At 72.2% G+C, this 17,118-nt stretch carries 15 protein-coding genes and 1 pseudogene; 6 read left to right on the forward strand and 10 right to left on the reverse strand.

Annotated elements, in window-relative coordinates; translation table 11 throughout:
* Positions 1–196: 196 nt before the first annotated feature.
* Entirely contained in the window at positions 197–1,363 is a 1,167-nt protein-coding gene (locus WMF12_RS02230) for a hypothetical protein (RefSeq protein ID WP_437743948.1), read from the forward strand.
* A 155-nt stretch (positions 1,364–1,518) separates the two neighbouring features.
* Here the strand turns inward: WMF12_RS02230 and WMF12_RS02235 are convergent, their stop codons facing one another.
* From WMF12_RS02235 to WMF12_RS02245, 3 genes are read right to left on the reverse strand one after another with little or no spacing between them, the layout of a single operon-like run.
* Positions 1,519–3,039 carry an AMP-binding protein gene (locus tag WMF12_RS02235; RefSeq protein ID WP_437861785.1) on the reverse strand — a complete coding sequence of 507 codons (1,521 nt, stop codon included), beginning with the start codon at positions 3,037–3,039 and terminating at the stop codon, positions 1,519–1,521.
* A 10-nt stretch (positions 3,040–3,049) separates the two neighbouring features.
* Positions 3,050–3,319: an acyl carrier protein gene (locus WMF12_RS02240; protein WP_012233072.1), complete on the reverse strand. Its 270-nt coding sequence runs from the start codon at positions 3,317–3,319 to the stop codon at positions 3,050–3,052.
* A 34-nt stretch (positions 3,320–3,353) separates the two neighbouring features.
* A complete protein-coding gene (locus WMF12_RS02245) occupies positions 3,354–4,739 on the reverse strand; it encodes a cystathionine beta-synthase (RefSeq protein WP_437861801.1) in 1,386 nt (461 codons plus the stop codon).
* Positions 4,740–5,126: 387 nt separating this feature from the next.
* On the opposite strand from WMF12_RS02245, the gene WMF12_RS02250 reads away from it, so the two are divergent.
* Positions 5,127–6,494, forward strand: coding sequence for a sigma 54-interacting transcriptional regulator (locus WMF12_RS02250; RefSeq protein ID WP_437743952.1), 1,368 nt, complete (start codon positions 5,127–5,129; stop codon positions 6,492–6,494).
* Positions 6,495–6,620: 126 nt separating this feature from the next.
* On the opposite strand, the gene WMF12_RS02255 is transcribed toward WMF12_RS02250, so the two are convergent.
* On the reverse strand, positions 6,621–7,022 hold the full coding sequence (locus WMF12_RS02255) for a CsbD family protein (RefSeq protein ID WP_437861812.1): 402 nt from the start codon (positions 7,020–7,022) through the stop codon (positions 6,621–6,623).
* 332 nt (positions 7,023–7,354) lie between these two features.
* On the opposite strand from WMF12_RS02255, the gene WMF12_RS02260 reads away from it, so the two are divergent.
* Positions 7,355–7,612, forward strand: coding sequence for a GlsB/YeaQ/YmgE family stress response membrane protein (locus tag WMF12_RS02260; protein ID WP_437549160.1), 258 nt, complete (start codon positions 7,355–7,357; stop codon positions 7,610–7,612).
* 411 nt (positions 7,613–8,023) lie between these two features.
* Entirely contained in the window at positions 8,024–9,238 is a 1,215-nt protein-coding gene (locus tag WMF12_RS02265; RefSeq protein WP_437743954.1) for a pyridoxal-phosphate-dependent aminotransferase family protein, read from the forward strand.
* Here WMF12_RS02265 and WMF12_RS02270 read toward each other — a convergent pair.
* Together WMF12_RS02270 and WMF12_RS02275 are read right to left on the reverse strand one after the other, a co-directional pair.
* Positions 9,235–11,064: a chloride channel protein gene (locus WMF12_RS02270; RefSeq protein WP_437873829.1), complete on the reverse strand. Its 1,830-nt coding sequence runs from the start codon at positions 11,062–11,064 to the stop codon at positions 9,235–9,237. The genes WMF12_RS02265 and WMF12_RS02270 overlap by 4 nt on opposite strands.
* Before the next feature lie 61 nt (positions 11,065–11,125).
* Entirely contained in the window at positions 11,126–11,671 is a 546-nt protein-coding gene (locus WMF12_RS02275; RefSeq protein WP_437861835.1) for a MarR family winged helix-turn-helix transcriptional regulator, read from the reverse strand.
* A 275-nt stretch (positions 11,672–11,946) separates the two neighbouring features.
* Between WMF12_RS02275 and glyQ the strand changes: the two genes are divergently transcribed.
* Positions 11,947–12,894 (forward strand): glycine--tRNA ligase subunit alpha, encoded by a 948-nt coding sequence (gene glyQ, locus WMF12_RS02280; RefSeq protein ID WP_437861842.1) that lies wholly within the window; start codon positions 11,947–11,949, stop codon positions 12,892–12,894.
* A gap of 61 nt (positions 12,895–12,955) precedes the next feature.
* Here the strand turns inward: glyQ and pyrE are convergent, their stop codons facing one another.
* The 4 genes from pyrE to WMF12_RS02300 are packed head-to-tail and all read right to left on the reverse strand — an operon-like array spanning position 12,956 to position 15,033.
* Positions 12,956–13,534, reverse strand: a complete 579-nt coding sequence (gene pyrE, locus WMF12_RS02285; protein ID WP_437861850.1) for an orotate phosphoribosyltransferase — start codon at positions 13,532–13,534, stop codon at positions 12,956–12,958.
* The gene (locus WMF12_RS02290) at positions 13,531–14,232 is read right to left on the reverse strand and encodes a bactofilin family protein (protein WP_437861877.1); all 702 of its coding nucleotides are present in this window, start codon (positions 14,230–14,232) and stop codon (positions 13,531–13,533) included. Before WMF12_RS02290 ends, pyrE begins: the two co-directional genes overlap by 4 nt.
* Before the next feature lie 3 nt (positions 14,233–14,235).
* Complete coding sequence (locus WMF12_RS02295) at positions 14,236–14,550, reverse strand: bactofilin family protein (RefSeq protein WP_012233083.1); 315 nt, start codon at positions 14,548–14,550, stop codon at positions 14,236–14,238.
* Positions 14,551–14,604: 54 nt separating this feature from the next.
* Positions 14,605–15,033 carry a bactofilin family protein gene (locus WMF12_RS02300; RefSeq protein WP_437743959.1) on the reverse strand — a complete coding sequence of 143 codons (429 nt, stop codon included), beginning with the start codon at positions 15,031–15,033 and terminating at the stop codon, positions 14,605–14,607.
* Between the two features lie 643 nt (positions 15,034–15,676).
* Between WMF12_RS02300 and WMF12_RS02305 the strand changes: the two are divergent.
* A pseudogene (locus WMF12_RS02305) lies at positions 15,677–17,029 on the forward strand (styrene monooxygenase/indole monooxygenase family protein); the annotation flags it as partial.
* Between the last annotated feature and the right edge of the window lie 89 nt (positions 17,030–17,118).

A 17,118-nucleotide genomic window follows, 5' to 3' on the forward strand; every position in this document is an offset into this window, starting at 1 on the left:
AGTGCCATTGTCCTACCTCTGTTTCCCTGGATCTTTTGATTCCTACCGATATTCGTGCTCGTCCGCGCCTTCCAGGGCATCTCGGCGTATGATGGGCTCCGCAGCCGGCGCGCCCGGGGAGGTTCAACCCTCGGCGTCTCGGCTCAAGCGAAGTCGCGGCTCGCGCCGAGGGTTCGCTGGCACAGAGGAGGATTTCATGAAGATCACCAAGGTTTCCGGAGTGCTCGCCCTGCTGCTGATCGCCGCCGCGGCTGCTTGCGGCAAGGGCGAGCAGCCGGCTGAGGCGAACGCGACGGTCGAGGTGACCGCCACCGCCGAATCGGCGATCGGCGAAGGCGCTTACGTCGAGGAGCACGAGAGCGGCAAGGCCGCCTTCAATGTCGCTGCCGACGGGAACGTCAAGGCCGCGGTCACGGGTCCGGACGGCAAGCCGATCCGCGAGGACGTCAGCGGCACGCTGGTGTGGAAGGACGCTTCCGGGGAGAAGAGCGTGCCGCTCACGCTCGACGCGAAGACCGGCCTCCTGGTCGCCGCCGGCCCCAAGCTGGAGGCGGATCTCACCGAGATCGGCTACACGCTCAACGTCGCCGGCAAGCCGTGGAACGGGACGCTGCACGTGCCCGCCGGCGGCACCGCCGAGCTCTTCGCCAACGCCAAGGCGTCGGCGGAGCTCGGGCTGCCGGAGGGCAAGCTCGGCCCGCACGGCGGGCGCATCGAGATCGTGGGCGACGACCGCCTCGAGCTCCTGGTCGACGAGGTGACCGGCGAGGTCCGCGTCTATGTGCTCGACGCCGACCTGAAGCCCATCGACCTCGGCGAGCGCAAGATCACGCTCGGCGTGGTGGCCGAGGCGCCGCAGGTGGTCGTCCTCGCTCCGGCGGTCGCGACCGCGGACGTGGCCGCGACCGCGGCGGCGGGGGTGGCCGCGGGGGCGTACCTGACCGGCAAGCTCGCGCTCGCCGCCGATCCGCTGAAGCTGACCATCGCGGTGCGGAACGCGGGTCGCTCGGCGGTGGCCCTGTGCGGCTACCGGGCCGGGGCGGCGTTCGCCGTCCACGCGCGCGCCCCGCGCGTGAAGGTGCGCGTGAAGACCGACTGGGACGCGCGCGTCCACGCGCTCGCGAACGCCGACCTGAAGGCGAAGGCCGACATCGACCCGAAGGTCCACGTCCACGCGGGGGCCGGCGCCGCTGCCAGGGCCAACGCGAAGGCCAACGTGCACGTCAAGGCGCCGAGCGTCCGCGTGACGCCGCCGAGCGTGAACGTGCAGATCAAGGCGCCGAAGATCTCGATCCCCAAGCCGAGCTTCAAGGCGTCGGCGTCGGCCCGCGCGAGCGCGGGCGCCAAGATCGGGGCGCATTGATGCGACGCGCGGCGGTGACGGGCGCGCCTGTCACCGCCGCCATCCCAGCGACGCGGCGTGCTCCGCGGCGCGATGGGGGCGAGGGCGTGAAGCTCAATGGCATAAAGCTCAACGGAGGTGAGTGGAACGGCACCTCGATGACCACCCGAGCGCGCTCACCCGGGGAGCGCGCGATAATCGATCTTCCCCGTCGAGGTCCGCGGCAGCTCGTCCATCGCGACGATCGTGTCCGGGACCATGTACGGGGGCAGCCGCTCCGCTAGGTACAGCCTGAGCGAGCGATCGTCCGCGTCCCCTGCGAGGGCGACGAAGCCGCGCAGCGCCTTGCCGAGGCGCGCGTCCTCCACGGCGATCACCGCGGCCTGGCGCACGGCGGGGTGCGACGCCAGCGCGGCCTCGACCTCGCCCGGCTCGACCCGATAACCCCGGATCTTCACCATCCGGTCGATGCGGCCGCGGAAGTAGAAGAGCCCGTCGGCCTTGCGCTCCACCCGGTCGCGGGTCCGGTACGGGCCGCCGTCCACGGTCGTCGGCCCCGAGACCACGAGCTCGCCCGTCCCGGGGCCCTCGATGACCTGGCCGCTCTCGCCGCCCGCGTCCAGCGCGCGCAGCGCGCAGTCGGCGTAGGGGCACGCGACGCCGATCGGGACCTCGCTCGCCCCGTCGAGCGCCGCGCGGTCGACCCGGTGGAACGTGCAGACGTTCGTCTCGGTCGGGCCGTAGAGGTTGTAGAGCGCCGCGCCGGGCGCCCGCGCCGCCAGGGCCGCGAGCTCGCGCGGCGGGAAGACCTCGCCGGCGAAGAGGATGGCGCGCACGGGCGAGAGCGCGAAAGCCGGCGCCGGCGCGCCCGCGTCCGCCGCGGGGAGCGCCGCGACGAGCTTCATGAACATCGACGGCACGCCGTAGATGACCGTCGGCGCGAGCGCGCTCACCGCGTCGCGGAGCGCGCGGCCCGAGGCGAGGTCGCGCCGCGCCATCGTCGCGAGCGTCGCGCCCGCGCGGAACGTCGCGAGGTGGTCGAACCAGGCGAGATCGAAGACGAGCTCGGCCACGCGGAGGACCCGATCCGCCGGCGTGAGCCCGACGAGGTCGATGCAGAAGGACGTGAACGCATCGAGCCCCGCCCACGTGATGGGGACCGGCTTCGGCTCGCCCGTGCTGCCCGAGGTGTGCAGGATGCACGCGACGTCCTGCGCGCGGTCGTCGCGGGCGCCGCCGTCGCTCGTCCCGTCGTCGCCGTCCGCGCCGGCGCGCGCGGCCCCGCGCAGCGTGCGCCCCTCGGCGTCGAGCTCCACGCGCGGCAGGCCCCCGCGGAGCTCGGCGTCGATGCCGGCCGCGAGGCCCGCGGCCGCGGCGTCGAGCACGAGCGCCCGGCACCCCCGGGCCCGCGCGATCCGCCCGAGCCGCGCCGGCGGCGCGGTCGCGTCGAGCGGGACCGCCACGGCGCCGGCCGTGAGCACCCCGGCGAGCGCCACCGGCTCGTCGTGCGCCCGGCCCAGCGAGAGCAGCGCCACCCGGTCGCCCGGGCGCACGCCCGCCCCGCCGAGCGCCACGCCCACGGCCGCCGCGCGCGCCGCGAGCTCGGCGTAGGTCATCGCGGCGCCGCGCGACGCGAGCGCGACGGCGTCGCCGCGCGCGGCCAGGTCCTCGTCGCGCAGGCGGAACGTGCCGGCCACCCGCTCCCCGCTAGCCCTGCGCGGCCGCGATGCGGCCGGCGACGAAGCGCGCCATGCTGTCCACGGTCGACACCGCGTCGAGGTCCACCTCCTCGTCCGGGATCTTCACGCCGAAGCGCTGCTCGATGAACACGAGCACCCGCGTCAGCGACATCGAGTCGAAGCCGGACCCGCCCGCGAACAGATCCTCGTCCAGGGCGAGCGGCGCCTTGCGCAGCAGGATCTCCTTCGCGATATGGTCGTGCAGCGCGCGCCGCACCGTGTCGAGATCGTAGGTCACCGCAATGGTCCCTTTCCAGCCGGAGCTCGGGCGCTCAGCCGATGGCCGGCGTCGCCTTGCGGGCAAGATAGTCGATGAGGTCGATCTTGGACACGACGCCGAGCACCGTCTCCTTGTCGACGACGAGCGCGATCTTCGCGTCGCTCAGGACGCCCTTCAGGAGCTCGACCTTCGTCGCGGGCGTCACGGTCGCATAGTCGCTCTCGACGAGCCCGCCGATGCTCGAGTCGAGCGTGCCGCTCCCCGTCACGAGGTGCCGGAGCAGGTCGATCTCGTGGACCATCCCGCGCAGCTTGCCGTCCTGGGTCACCGGGAGCTGGCTTATCCCGTGCGATTTCATCATGTCGATGACCTCGCGAACCCTGGCGTTCGCGTCGGCGGTGACCACCGCCCCGCTGGGCTTGACGGCGAGCAGGTCGCGCACCGTCCCGAGGCCCTTGTCCTCCTCGAGGAAGCCGTTCTCTCGCATCCAGTCGTCATTGAAGATCTTCGAGATGTACTTGGACGCGCCGTCGGGCAAAAGAACGAGGATGTTCTCCTTCTTCCCGCTCTGCCGCGCATACTTGATCGCGCCGGCCACCGCCGCGCCCCCGGAGCCGCCCACGAAGAGGCCCTCGAGCCGTACGAGGTCCCGCGTCATGAGGAAGCACTCCTTGTCGTCGACCCGGATGATCTCGTCGATGATCTTGAGGTTCATCGTGCTCGGGAAGAAATCCTCGCCGATCCCCTCGACCTTGTAGGCAAATGGCTTCGTGATCCGCTGGGTCTTGACGTAATCGTAATAGAGCGAGCCGACCGGGTCGACGCCGACCATCTTGATCTCTGGCTTCCTCTCCTTGAGGAACTTGCCAATGCCGCTCAGGGTGCCCCCTGTCCCCATGCCGGCGACGAAGACGTCGAGCTCGTCGCCGCACTGCGCCCAGATCTCGGGGCCGGTGGACCGGACGTGGGCCTCGGGGTTCGACGGGTTGTGGTACTGGTTCGCGTAGAAGCAGTTCGGCGTCTCGTCGGCGATGCGCTTGGCCACCTGGTAGTAGCTGCGCGGGTCGTCGGGCTCGACGGCGGTGGGACAGACCACGACGCGGGCGCCATAGGCGCGCAGCGTCGCGATCTTCTCTTGCGACATCTTGTCCGGCATGACGAAGACGCACTTGTATCCCCGGATGGCCGCGACCATCGCGAGCGCGGCGCCCGTGTTGCCGCTGGTCGCCTCGACGATCGTCCCGCCGGGCTTGAGCCCGTTCGCCTCGGCGTCGCGGATCATGTTCAGCGCGACCCGATCCTTGTGGCTGCCGCCCGGGTTCAGGTACTCGCACTTCACATAGATGTCGCTCTCGAGCCCCTCGGTGACCCGGTTCAGCTTGACGATCGGCGTGTCGCCGACGGCCTTCGTGATATCGCTGCGCGCGCCTCGCATCATGGGGAGACCTCTTAGCCGCCGCGCGCCGCAGCGACAAGGGGAGTCCGCGCGCGCGGCGGCGCCGCGAGAGGCGGGCTCGCCACAGCGCTGGCGAGCGCGCGCGCCTGCCGTGACTGCCGGGCCCGGCCGTCGGCCATCCTTCCTATCCTTCTAGAAGAGAAAGCAAAAGAAATTGTGTTTACGATGGGGTCCACACTGCCCCTCTCCGGCACGTTATCGTCACGGGTTCAAAGGCCCTGACGGTGGCGAGCCAGAGCTCTCCGGCGCGAGCCGCCGGGGCGCGGCGCTCGCGCGCTGACGTCAACGCCACGCGGCGCTGCTGCGCGCGCCGGGGAGAGCGGACCGGCGGGCGATCTCGCGCCGCGCTCCCTGTGGTAGACTGGCGAAATGGCGTCCGAGCCGAAGATCCACCCGAGCGCCGAGACGGCGCTCCTCAAGGTCCGCTCCAAGGAGATCGCGTTCAGCCGCTTCCGCGTGCAGGTGACCGCCGGCCCGGACGCCGGGGCGTCCCAGACGTCGGACGCGACGGAGTTCGTGATCGGCACGGCGCCCGGCAACCAGCTCATCCTCACCGACCGGGCGGTGTCGCGGCACCATTGCGTGATCTCGGTCACCCCGCGGGGGTTCTTTCTCCGCGATCTCGGCAGCAAGAACGGCACGACCCTCTCCGGCTTCCGCGTCGAGGCGGCCTATCTCCTGCCGGGCGCCTTGCTCGGGGTCGGGCAGTCCACGCTCCGCTTCGAGCCGCTGGCCGAGGAGATCCGCGAGCCGCTCGGCGACGAGGAGCGGTACGGCCGGGTGCTCGGGCAGAGCGCCGCGATGCGCCGCATCTTCGGGGCGCTGCCGCGGATCGCCGCGTCGGACTCGACGGTGCTGATCGAGGGCGAGACGGGCACGGGCAAGGGCCTGCTCGCCGAGGCGATCCACGAGAGCAGCCCGCGCGCTGGGGGGCCGTTCGTCGTGATCGACTGCGGATCCATCCCGCCGACGCTCATCGAGGCCGAGCTCTTCGGGCACGCGAAGGGGGCGTTCACGGGCGCGCAGGCGGCGCGCGCCGGCGCCTTCGAGGCGGCGCGGGGCGGCACCGTGCTGCTCGACGAGATGGGCGAGCTCCCGCTCGACATGCAGCCGAAGCTCCTGCGCGTGCTCGAGGAGCGGCAGATCCGTCGCATCGGCACGATCGAGCCGACCAAGCTCGATATCCGGGTCATCGCGACGACCAACCGCGATCTCCGCCAGGAGGTGAACCGCGGAAATTTCCGGTCGGATCTCTACTACCGGCTCAACATCGTCCGCCTCCGCGTCCCCGCGCTGCGCGAGCGCCCCGACGACATCGCGATGCTCACCGCGCATTTCTACCGGCAGCTCGCGCAAGGGCAGGACCAGAGCCCCCCCGGCGAGCTGCTGGAGGCCTTCATGCGGCAGGACTGGCCGGGCAACGTCCGCGAGCTCCGCGGCGCGGTGGAGCGCGCGGTGCTGATGATCGATCCCGCGCTGTTCCGCGAAGCCGTGATGGGCTCCGAGGGGGTGGACAGCGGCGCCCCGGCGCTCCCGGCGCCCCGGGACGACGAGCTCAGCCTGTCGTTCCGCGAGGCGAAGGAGCGCGCCGTGGCGCGCTGGGAGCGCACGTTCCTCACGGCGCTCGTGCGCGCGAACGGCGGCAACCTCTCGCGCGCGGCCCGCGCGGCGCGGATGGACCGCAGCCACCTGCGCGAGCTCCTCCAGCGGCACGGCGTCTCGGCGACGGAGGCGTGACGGCCGGGCCCGCGGGCCAGCGCCGGAGACGGCCTCGCGCGCCTGGTGAGCGGTTAGGGCGGCGCCGGAGGCGGCCCGCCCCGCCGGACCTCCGGCGGGCGGCGCCAGGGCGCGCCCTCTCGCTGGTTACTGATTGGCCTTCTGGCGGTTCTCTCCTTTGAGCTCCTTGGCCTTCCCTTCGGCGGCCATCTGCTCGTTATCGACCAGCTTGCCGACTCGGTTCTTGATCGCGCCGGCGGCCTCTTCGACCGCGCCCTTCGCGCGCTCCTCCGCCTTGGCGTCCTCCTTTTGTACCTTTCCTCGGAGCTCCTTGGCGCGGCCCTCCGCTTCCATCTGCTCGTCGCCGAGCAGCTGGCCGAGGCCCTTCTTGATCTTGCCGCCCATCTCTTCGGCGGCCCCTTCATTGCGATCGCTTGCGTTGCTCATTGCATGCTCCTCGTGGCGTGGCCTCCGCAGAGCCTCTCTGCGGCGCACCGCCGCCGTCGACCTCGCATTGGCAACCTCCAGATCTAGCAACCGGTGCGCCATCGCATGCCGAACGGTCTTTTCGAGGACGCGGAAGGGCGATTGGGGCAGGCTACCTCGCTCGCGCTCTGCCTCTCGGCTCGCCTGAGGCAATACGCCACGCGGCGGCCAAGCAAGCAATCCCACGGTCCGACCGGACGGCCCCCGCTCTCCTGGGGGCGCACCCGCGCTGCGGTCGGATTTCGCGGTGAATGCGGCGATGCGAGCGCTCTGTCCGCGGCGTTCAGCTCGGCTGGGCGTCTGTGGAGAGCCGGGACTCCAGGGCATGGCGCGGCGCTTGCTGAACAGCCTGCATAGCAACGAGGAGCACTTCGCTCCTTTCTGGGAGGTTCATCATGTCGTTCATTCTCTTTCTCCTGTTTGGCCTCGTCGTCGGTGCTCTGGCGCGCCTCATCGTCCCTGGACGTGAGCCGGGCGGGTGGGTCGTCTCGATGATCATCGGCGTTGTCGGCTCCTTCATCGGCGGGCTGCTCGGCCGCATGTTGTTCATGTACCGTGAGGGTGAGCCGGCTGGCTTCTTCATGTCGCTCATCGGCGCCATCGTGCTGACCGCCGGCTATCAGGCGATCGCGCGGCGCCGTACGGTGGTATGAGCGGGCCGAGCGATCCTCTCTTGAGGCGCCACGCCCGATACCGGCCCATGGCGCTGCATGAAGGAGCCCTCGATCCGCCGCCGCGATCTGTAACGTCCGGGAGCACCTCGGGCCGAGAGCAGGAGGCGCGGAGGAGGCGCCGCGACCCGTGAGCGCGATCTCGGCTCAGGCGGCGCGGCGCGCTCCCCTCTCGCTCGGCAGGCTGGAGGGGGCCCTGCTCGTCGCACGGCCCACCCCCCAGGGTCGTACGACGAGCAGGGCCTTCGGCGGCCTGTGGCGGCCTGCGGCGCGGACTCCGGCGCCGGCACCGCATTTCCGCCGGCGCCGCGCCCGCTCGCCGGGTAACGCTTGACGCCGCAGGAGGCTTTGGGCTTGCTAGCGGGCTCCGCGCTTTTGCCCAAGGTCCTGGCCATGTCGTTCTCGATCCTGCCCCCGCCGATCACGCCCCTCGCCGCGATCCTGCCGTCCGAGCCGCTGCTGCTCATGGGCGCCGGTCCGGTGCCCATCCCGCAGGCGGTGGCCCAGGCGAACGGGGTCATCATCAATCACCTCGGCCCCACCATGGACCGCGTCATCCAGAACGTGAAGTACATGGCGGCCTATGCGTTCCAGACGCGCAGCGACAAGATCCTCGGCCTCGCCGGGCCCGCGTCCGCGGCGATGGAGATGGCCGTGGCGAACCTGTGCTGGCCCGGGCGCAAGGTGCTTTGCCTGAAGGTGGGGACGTTCAGCGGGCGCCTCGGCGAGATGGCGCTCGGCGTGGGCGCCGATGTCACCTTCCTCGAGGGGCCGCCCGGGCGGCCCGTGTCGCTCGCGGACGTGCGTGAGGCGATGAAGAAGCAGCGCTACGACGTGGTCACGATGGCGCACGGCGAGACGTCCTGCGGCGTCCGCATGGTCGAGATGCCGGAGATCTGCAAGCTCGCGAAGACGCAGGGCGCCCTCACGATCGTCGACGCGGTGGTCACGCTCACGGCCATGCCGGTGCACATGGACGAGTGGGGCATCGACGTCGGCATCGTCGGCGGGCAGAAGGCGCTGTCGTCGATCCCGGGCGTCTCGGCCTGCGCGTTCTCGCAGGACGCGTGGAAGGTCGTCGAGGAGCGCCCCCTGCCGCGCCCGCACTGGTGCTACGACGCGACGCGCGCGCAGCGGTTCTGGGGCTACCAGCAGTACCACTACACGGCGCCGGTGCCCGGCGTGCTCGCGCTGCACGAGGCGCTGCGCCTCGTCTGCGAGGAGACGCTCGAGCGGCGGTTCCGTCGCCACGAGATGAGCTCTCTGGCCATGCAGGCGGGCCTCGAGGCCATGGGGCTCGAGCTGTTCGCGTCGAAGGACGTGCGCCTCAACAGCGTGCTCGCCATCAAGCTGCCGTCCGGCGTCGATAGCGCGCGGATCCGCGAGTACATGACCAAGGCCTTCCGCGTCGAGATCTCGGGCGCCTTCGGCCTCAACATCGTGCGTGTGGGCCAGATGGGCGAGCAGTGCCGCTCGCACAACCTGTTCAAGACGCTCTACGCGATGGGCATGAGCTTCCAGCGAGAGGGCGTGAAGCTCGACGTCGCCAAGGGAATGGCCGCGCTCGAGCAGGGTCTGGCGGGCGATCGCGATTACTTCGTGGACTAGCTCTGCCCCACGGTGGCCCGGTCCGGGATGGCCGGACCTCCGCGCCGCCTCGCGGCGGCAAGGGCTTGCTCGCGGCGCTTGCCGGCGTCGATCCGGCTCCGATGCGCGTCGAGCAGATCGCTGCGCGTCAGGATCCCGAGGACCTTGCGTGGGGCCTGCCTGGACACGACAGGGAGCCTCCCCACCCCCTCGGTGACCATGTGATCGGCGGCTTCGCGCAAGGAGCTGTCCTCGAACACCACGGCGGGCGGCCGCCGGACCAGGTGGCGGATCGAGATGGTACCGGCCTGCTCGGTGAGCACGTCGCGCTGGGTGACCACGCCGACGAGCTCCCCCCGATCGTCCACGACCGGGAAGCCCTGGTGGCGCGAGCCCGCCGCCTGCGACAGCAGAAAGGCGCGGGCCGTCTCGACCGTATCGTCGGCGGCGAGCGTCACGGCGGGGCGCGAGGCGGCCTCGCCGGCGGTGATCTGCGCCAGGTGATCGGCCGCGTACTCGACCGTCACGCGCGCGCCGCGGCGGGCGATCTTCTCCGTCATGATGGAGTGCCGCATCAGCAGGCTGGAGACGAGGAAGGCCGCGCTGCAGCCGCCGAGCAGCGGCAGCAGCCCCATCGGCTGCCGGGTCGTCTCGAAGGCGAAGACGACGGACGCGAGGAGCGCCCGGGACGCGCCCGCGAAGATCGCCGCCATCCCGACGAGCCCGGCGACGCGCGCGTCCACGCCGAGCCCGGGGAGGAGCGCGCTCGCGGCCAGGCCGAGGATCGCGCCGAGCCCGCCGCCGACGGTGAAGAGCGGCGCGAGCGTCCCGCCCGAGGTGCCGCTGCCGAGCGCGATCGACCAGGAGATGAACTTCATCAGCGAGAGCGACACGAGCGCGGCGAGCGCCAGGCGGCCGCTCAGGATGTCGTCGATGTTGCTGTACCCGACCCCGAGCGTCCGCGGCGCGAAGTAACCCACGACGCCGATCGCGACGGCGCCGATCGCCGGCCACCACATCCAGTGGAGCGGCAGCCGCTCGAACGCCTCCTCGATCGCGTAGATCGCGCGGGTGGCGCCCATCGCCGCGAGGCCGAGGACCGCGCCGAGCACGATGTAGAAGGCGAGCGCGGGGCCGGTCGAGGGCGCCACGGACGCCATCTCGAACGCGGGCGCGGTGTGGCCCGCGCAGAGGCGCGCCGCGGTCGCCGTGGTCGCGGCGAGGGCGACGGGGATCACCGAGCGCGGGCGGTACTCGAAGAGCAGGAGCTCGATCGCGAGCAGCACGGCCGCCACCGGGCTGCCGAAGGTCGCCGACATGCCCGCCGCCGCGCCCGCGGCGAGCAGCGTCTTGCGCTCGTCCGCGGTGATCCGGAGCAGCTGCCCGACCAGCGAGCCGAGCGCGCCGCCGGTGGCGATGATGGGGCCCTCCGCGCCGAACGGACCGCCGGTGCCGATGGCGATCGCCGCGGAGAGCGGCTTGAGCAGCGTTATCCGCGGCGGGATGCGGCTCTGGTTGAACAGCACCTGCTCCATCGCCTCCGGGATCCCGTGGCCGCGGATCGCCTGCGAGCCGTAGCGGGCCATCACGCCGACGACGAGCGCGCCGAGGATCGGCACCACGAGCACGAGGAGGCCGAGGTGGTGCTCGGCGGGCGACGCGGGGGCGGCGGACAGCCGGCCGAAGAAGGCGAGGTTCGTGATGACGGCGATGAGCGTGGTGAGCAGCTCCGCCGCGAGGAAGGCCACGCCGCCGAGCGCGATCGCGAGGCCGCTGACGAGGACGACCCGCCGGTCGACGGCGGCGCTGGGGGCGGGGACGCGGAGGTCCTCGAGGGTCGGGCCCATCGAGGGGGCGACCGGGATGCTCTCGGTGACTGGTGGGGGTGGGGCGTTCAATCTGGACAATTCAGCTCTCCTCGCGGTCTGTCGCTTCGGGTTCGGCTCCGGCGGGGGTCTCCTCGCCTTCGAAGAACAGCGGGGGGGCCTCGTCGCCGGCGCCGAGCGCCCGGGCGAGGGTGGCGAGGCTCTGCGCGAGCGCGCTGCGCTCGTCGGCGGGCAGGCGGTCGACGGCGGTGACGAGCTCGGCCTGCGCGGTGCGGGGCGCGCGGCGGAGCAGCGCGCGGCCGGCAGCGGTGAGCGAGATCTCGGTCCGGCGCGCGTCCTCAGGCGAGGCGCGCCGGGTGACCAGCCCTCGCTCGGCCAGGCGCGTCACCACGACCGACACCGAGCTCTGGTGCGTCAGCGTGCGCTGCGCGAGCTCGGCGATCGAGGAGGCGGCCGCCTGATCGAGCTGCTGCAGCACGAACAGCTGCGCGCTGCTCAGGCCGAGCTGCCGCTCGCACGCGCGCGACGAGACGCGCAGGCGCTGTACGATCGCGCGGATCGCATCCATGACCCGCTGCGCGTCGGGCCCGCCGGGGGCCTGCCGCGCGGGGCTCTTCCGGCGCGCCATCGAGGATGCATGGGCTCCCATATAATTGCGCGGGAACCTACGCCGCTCGCCGGTCAAGCGCAAGCAGTCTGCGGACCTCCGAGGGGCAGGGGCGGATCGAGGCGGGCCGTCCTCGACGGGGTGGTCGCGGGCGGCGGTGGATGGCGGCGGGGCGCCGGTGCGGCGTCCGGCGCGCGGCGCGCGGGCCCGGAGGCAGCGCGCCGGGCGGACCGTGCGGGCGACGCTACGCGGGGCGTCGCCTGCGCGGGCGATCCAGGCTAAGAACCGGCCCTCCCATGACCTTCCAAGACCTCATTCTCACCCTGCAGAAGTTCTGGGCCGATCGCGGCTGCCTCATCGTGCAGCCGTACAACTCGGAGGTCGGCGCCGGCACCTTCAACCCGGCGACGTTCCTTCGCGCGCTCGGCCCCGAGCCCTGGAATGTGGCCTTCGTCGAGCCTTCCCGGCGGCCCGCGGACGGTCGTTACGGGGAGAACCCGAACCGTATGCAGCAGTTTCACCAGTTCCAGGTGATCCTCAAGCCGAGCCCGATCGACATCCAGGACCTCTACCTGGAGTCGCTGCGGGCGATCGGCACGAACCCGCTCGATCACGACGTCCGGTTCCTCGAGGACGACTGGGAGTCGCCGACGCTCGGGGCGTGGGGGCTCGGCTGGCAGGTGTGGATCGACGGGCTCGAGATCTCGCAGTTCACCTACTTCCAGCAGATCGGCGGGATCGACTGCCGCCCCGTGTCCGGCGAGCTCACCTACGGGCTCGAGCGGATCGCGATGTACCTGCAGGACAAGGACAGCATCTACGACGTCGTCTACTCGGACAGGGGCGGGAAGATCGTGCGCTACGGGGACATCTACCAGCGCGCCGAGTGGGAGTGGTCGACCTACAACTTCGAGGAGGCCGACATCGCCGAGCACTTCGCGGCGTTCGACGTCTGCGAGGCCGAGGTGAAGCGGCTCCTGTACCGGGGCGCGGATCCGGCGGCGAAGGGGGCGGCGATCGATCCGAAGAAGGCGCTGGTGCTCCCGGCCTACGATTTCGTCGTGAAGGCGGCCCACCGCTTCAACGTCCTCGACGCGCGGGGCGCGATCAGCGTCACCGAGCGGCAGCGCTTCATCGGCCGTGTCCGCGCGCTCGCGCGGGCGGTCGCCGAGACGTACGTCGCGCAGCGCGAGGCGCTCGGTTATCCGCTCCTCGGCGAGCCGCAGGCGAAGGCGGCGGAGTAGCGCGCAGCCGAGGCGGCGGGCAGCGCGCCGTCGCCTCGGCCGGGCTGCGCGTCGCGCAGCCTCAGCCGGGCGGGGTGTCCGGGATGAAGTCGCGGCGGGTGCAGATCGCGACGACCGGCAGCCCCGCGGCGCGGATCGCCTCCGCGCCGCCCTCGAGGCGGTCGACCAGGGCGATCACGCCGACCACGGAGGCGCCCGCGGTGCGGAGCTTCTCGACCGCCTTCAGCGTCGAGCCGCCCGTCGTGATCACGTCCTCGAGGATCGCGACGGGCATCCCGGGCACGAGGCCACGATCGCCCTCGACGAGGCGCCGCGAGCCGTGGTCCTTGACCTCCTTGCGCACGTAGAGCGCGGGGAGGGGGCGGCCTCGCAGGAAGCTCGTGAGCGACACAGCGCTCGCGAGGGGGCACCCTCCGAGCTCGACGCCGGCGACGGCCTCGCACCGCGGGAGCGCGCCGAGCGCCTCGAACATGAGCGAGCCGACGAGGGCGTGGCCCTCGGCGGTCAGCACCGACTGCTTGCAGTCGATGAAGAAGTCGCTCTCCCGGCCGGACGCGAGGACGACGCGCTTCTGCTCGAACGAGCGCTCGCGCAGCAGCGCGACGAGCCGCTCCCGCTCCGAGGCGTCGGCGGCGCTCACCGGCCGCCCCGCTTGCGCAGCGAGGCCTTCGCGGCCCCCTTCCGGAGCGCGGGGACCACGGGCGGCGGCGGCCCGCCGGCGCCCTCGGACGCCTCGGGCTCGTCACCCTCGCCGGCGGCCGAGGCCGACAGATCGGCCTCCTCGTCGTCGTGAACGGCCGCGAGGCGCGGCTCCGGCGCAGGAGCGGGCCTCGCCTCGACGACCGGGCGCGCCGCCGGCGCGGGGCGCGCGGGGGCAGGCGCGGCGCGCGGCGCAGGCCGGGCGGGCGGCGCAGGCGCGCGCTGCTCCGCCAGCGCACGCGCCGGCCGCGCCGCCGCGGCGCGCGGCGCAGGTACAGCGGCGGCGGTCCGCGCCGGGGCGGGGGCAGGGACCGCGGCGAGCGGCGCGCCGGTGGTGACGTTGCCGCGCACCAGCGCGCCCGCGTGGATGCCGATCTGCGGCGCGCCGAGGTCGCCGACGACGCGCGCGCCGGGCTCGAGGATCACGGCCTCGTCGCCGGAGATGTTCCCGGCGACGGCGCCGCGGACGACGACGCGCCGCCCGCGGACGTCGCTCTGGATGAGCGCGCCCTCGCCGATGGTCACGTCGCCGGTCATGACGACGCTCCCCTCGACGCGGCCGAGGATCTCGAGATCCCCGTCGCCCTGCACGTTGCCGCGGATGGCCGTCGTCGGCCCGATCGAGGACTGGGCGGCCATCGGCTACACGTCCATGTCGACGTTGCCCTTGAACGAGGCTCCGTCCGCGATGGTCAGCCGCGACGCCTTCACGTCGCCGACGAGGCGACCGCCAGCGAGGAGATCGACGCGATCGGCCGCCGTGACGTTGCCGGTCACGTTGCCGCCCACCTGGAGCGACGCCGCCCCGATGTCCGCTTCGATCAGCGCCCCTGCGTCGATGGTGAGAGGCCCCTCGACGGTGAGCTTTCCGCGCACCGTCCCGGCGACGATCACCTCCTCGTCGGAGGTGATCTCGCCCTCGATCGTGAGCCCGTTTCCGATGATCGTACCCGCCACGTTCGTGCTCCTCGCCGCGCCCTCGCGGCGCGATTCTTCGTCCGTCAACGCGCGCTACCGCCCTGCCGGTTCACGCCGCGGGGCCTGCCCGCGCCCGCCGGTCGTCCGCTCCGAGAGCTCGGCCGGGAGGTCGAACTCCGCCTCGATGCGGCCGGCGAACGCCGCGCCTTCCTCGAGGATCACCTCGCTGCCGCCCACGTTTCCGGCGTACTGCGCGGTCGCCCGGATCGTGACGGGGCCGCGCGACGCGACGTCCCCCGTGAGCTGGCCGGACACGACGAGCGAGCTCGCCTCGACGTCTCCGGTGACCGTCGCTCCGTCCTCGATCTCGAGGTCGCCAGCCAGCTGGATGTTCCCCTCGACGCTCCCCTCGACCCGGAGCGAGCCGTCGCCATGGACGCGCCCGCGGATGCGGGCGCCCCGTCCGATGAGCGATTCGGCAGCGTCCGATTCGCTGCGCGTCGTTGTCGAACCTCGGGCCATTCTCGTCTCCTGTGCGCGGGAGGGAGCCGCGCGAGCCGGGGCGCGCACCAGACGCCCGGCTCGTCCGCTGGAGCTGGGCGAACTGGATCACCCGGCCCCGCGGCGGCGCGGACGCTACTCCAAGCGGCTGCGCCTCGCAACCGGCGGGCGGCCTCGGTGGCGGGGGCGCTCCATGGACTGACTGCAGCGGAGCCCTCGGGGGGAGGGGGCGTCGCGCGGGGGGGCGAGGGGGGCCCTCCCACGAACTCGCGCCTTTTGGTGGCAATGGCCGGCTGTACGGAGGTGCCGAGTCCATGAGGCGTCGCTGCGATGCGGGCCGGCGCTCGGGTTCGTGGGGCCCTCCCCCTCGCCCCCCCCCCCGCGCGACGCCCCCTCCCCCCGAGGGCTCTCTCCAGCGGGAAACGCGGAAGGGGAGCGCGGGGGGGCGAGGGGGAGGGAACGGGGAACGATGCGCGGCGACGGAGCTTGCGAGCGCGCGGGGGTGGGCGCTTCCTGCGGGGCTGGCTCGGGTGATACGGTCTCTCTCGACTGGGCTTTCCTTGCTCGCGACGCCTGCTGTGGCCCTGACGGCGAACCGACTCGGATGGCTCGGCGCGCGTCGCCCGTGAGGCGAGCGCAGACCAAACCAACCCGGGGGTTCCTCATGCGGAAGATAGCTATCGTGGGGTCTGGACAGGCCGGCCTGCTCGCGGCGCACGCCCTGGTGAAGGCCGGCTACGAGGTGACGCTCTACTCGGATCGCACGCCCGAGCAGTGGCTCAACGACTCGAAACCGACCGGCACCGCGGCGCGGTTCGACGTCGCGCTCGCGTTCGAGCGCGAGCTCGGCCTGGCCTTCTGGGAGGACGCCGCGCCCCGAGGCCACGGCGCCCAGGTGACCGCGTCTGCCACCCCGGGCAACCGCCTCCTGACGCTGGCGGGCCGCCTCGAGCAGCACTTCTTCGCGATCGATCTCCGGCTCCAGAGCCACCGGTGGATGCTCGAGCTCGAGCGGCGGGGCGGCAAGATCGTGATCGAGCCCGTCACGATCGCGCGGCTCGACGCGATCGCCGCCGAGAACGATCTCACCGTCGTCGCTGCTGGACGGGGCGATCTGTGCAACCTGTTCGAGCGAGACGCCGCGCGCAGCGTCCACTCGGAGGCGCAGCGCAACGTCGTCATGATGTGCGTGACCGGCCCGAAGCTCGGGTTCGACGGCATCCCGATGCTCCCGGTCAAGTTCAACCTGTTCGCGGGCATCGGGGAGGCGTTCTGGGTGCCCTACCACCACAAGGACGTGGGACCGAGCTGGAACTGTCTCGTCGAGGCGGTGCCCGGAGGGCCGCTCGACAGGTTCCAGGGCGCGAAGTCAGGCGAGGAGATCATCGCGATCGCGAAGGGGCTGGTGAAGGAGCTCATCCCCTGGGACTACGAGTGGTTCAGGGGAGCCGAGCTGTCGGACAAGCACGGATGGCAGAACGGGCGGGTCGTCCCCGCGGTGCGCAAGCCCGTCGGACGGCTGCCCTCCGGCCGGATCGTGACGCCGCTGGGCGACACGGCGATGTCGATCGATCCGATCGGCGGCCAGGGCGCCAACAACGGCAACAAGATGGCGCGCAACCTGGTCGAGTGCATCGTGCAGCACGGCGAGCGCCCCTTCGACGCCGAATGGATGACGCGCACCTTCGATCGCTTCTACGCGCGGCACGGCGGGCCCACCGACCGGTTCAACAACATCCTGCTCGCCGGGGTTTCGCCCGCGATGGCCCACCTCCTCATGGCGCAATACGGCAGCGACGGGCGGGCGGACAACACGAGCGGGCAGCAGGCGCTCGCCAACGCCTTCGTGAACAACTTCAACGATCCGGCGCGGCTGACGGCGGTCCTCGAGGACGTCGGGCGGGTGCGCGCGTTCATCCGGCAGACGACCGGGAGGCCCTGGCCCCTCGCGCTCGCCGCAGGGGGCGTTGGCGTCGGCATCGCGCAGGTGCGGCAGCGCATCGGGCTCCCGCCGGGGCATCCGGAGGAGCTCGCCACGGTTCTACGTGGTCGCGGAGATGGCTCCGCGATGGCTACTCCAGGACGGGGTGGTACCGCCCGCTCGGC

The organism is Sorangium sp. So ce363, assembly GCF_051520435.1.
Lineage (GTDB): Bacteria > Myxococcota_A > Polyangia > Polyangiales > Polyangiaceae > Sorangium > Sorangium cellulosum_B.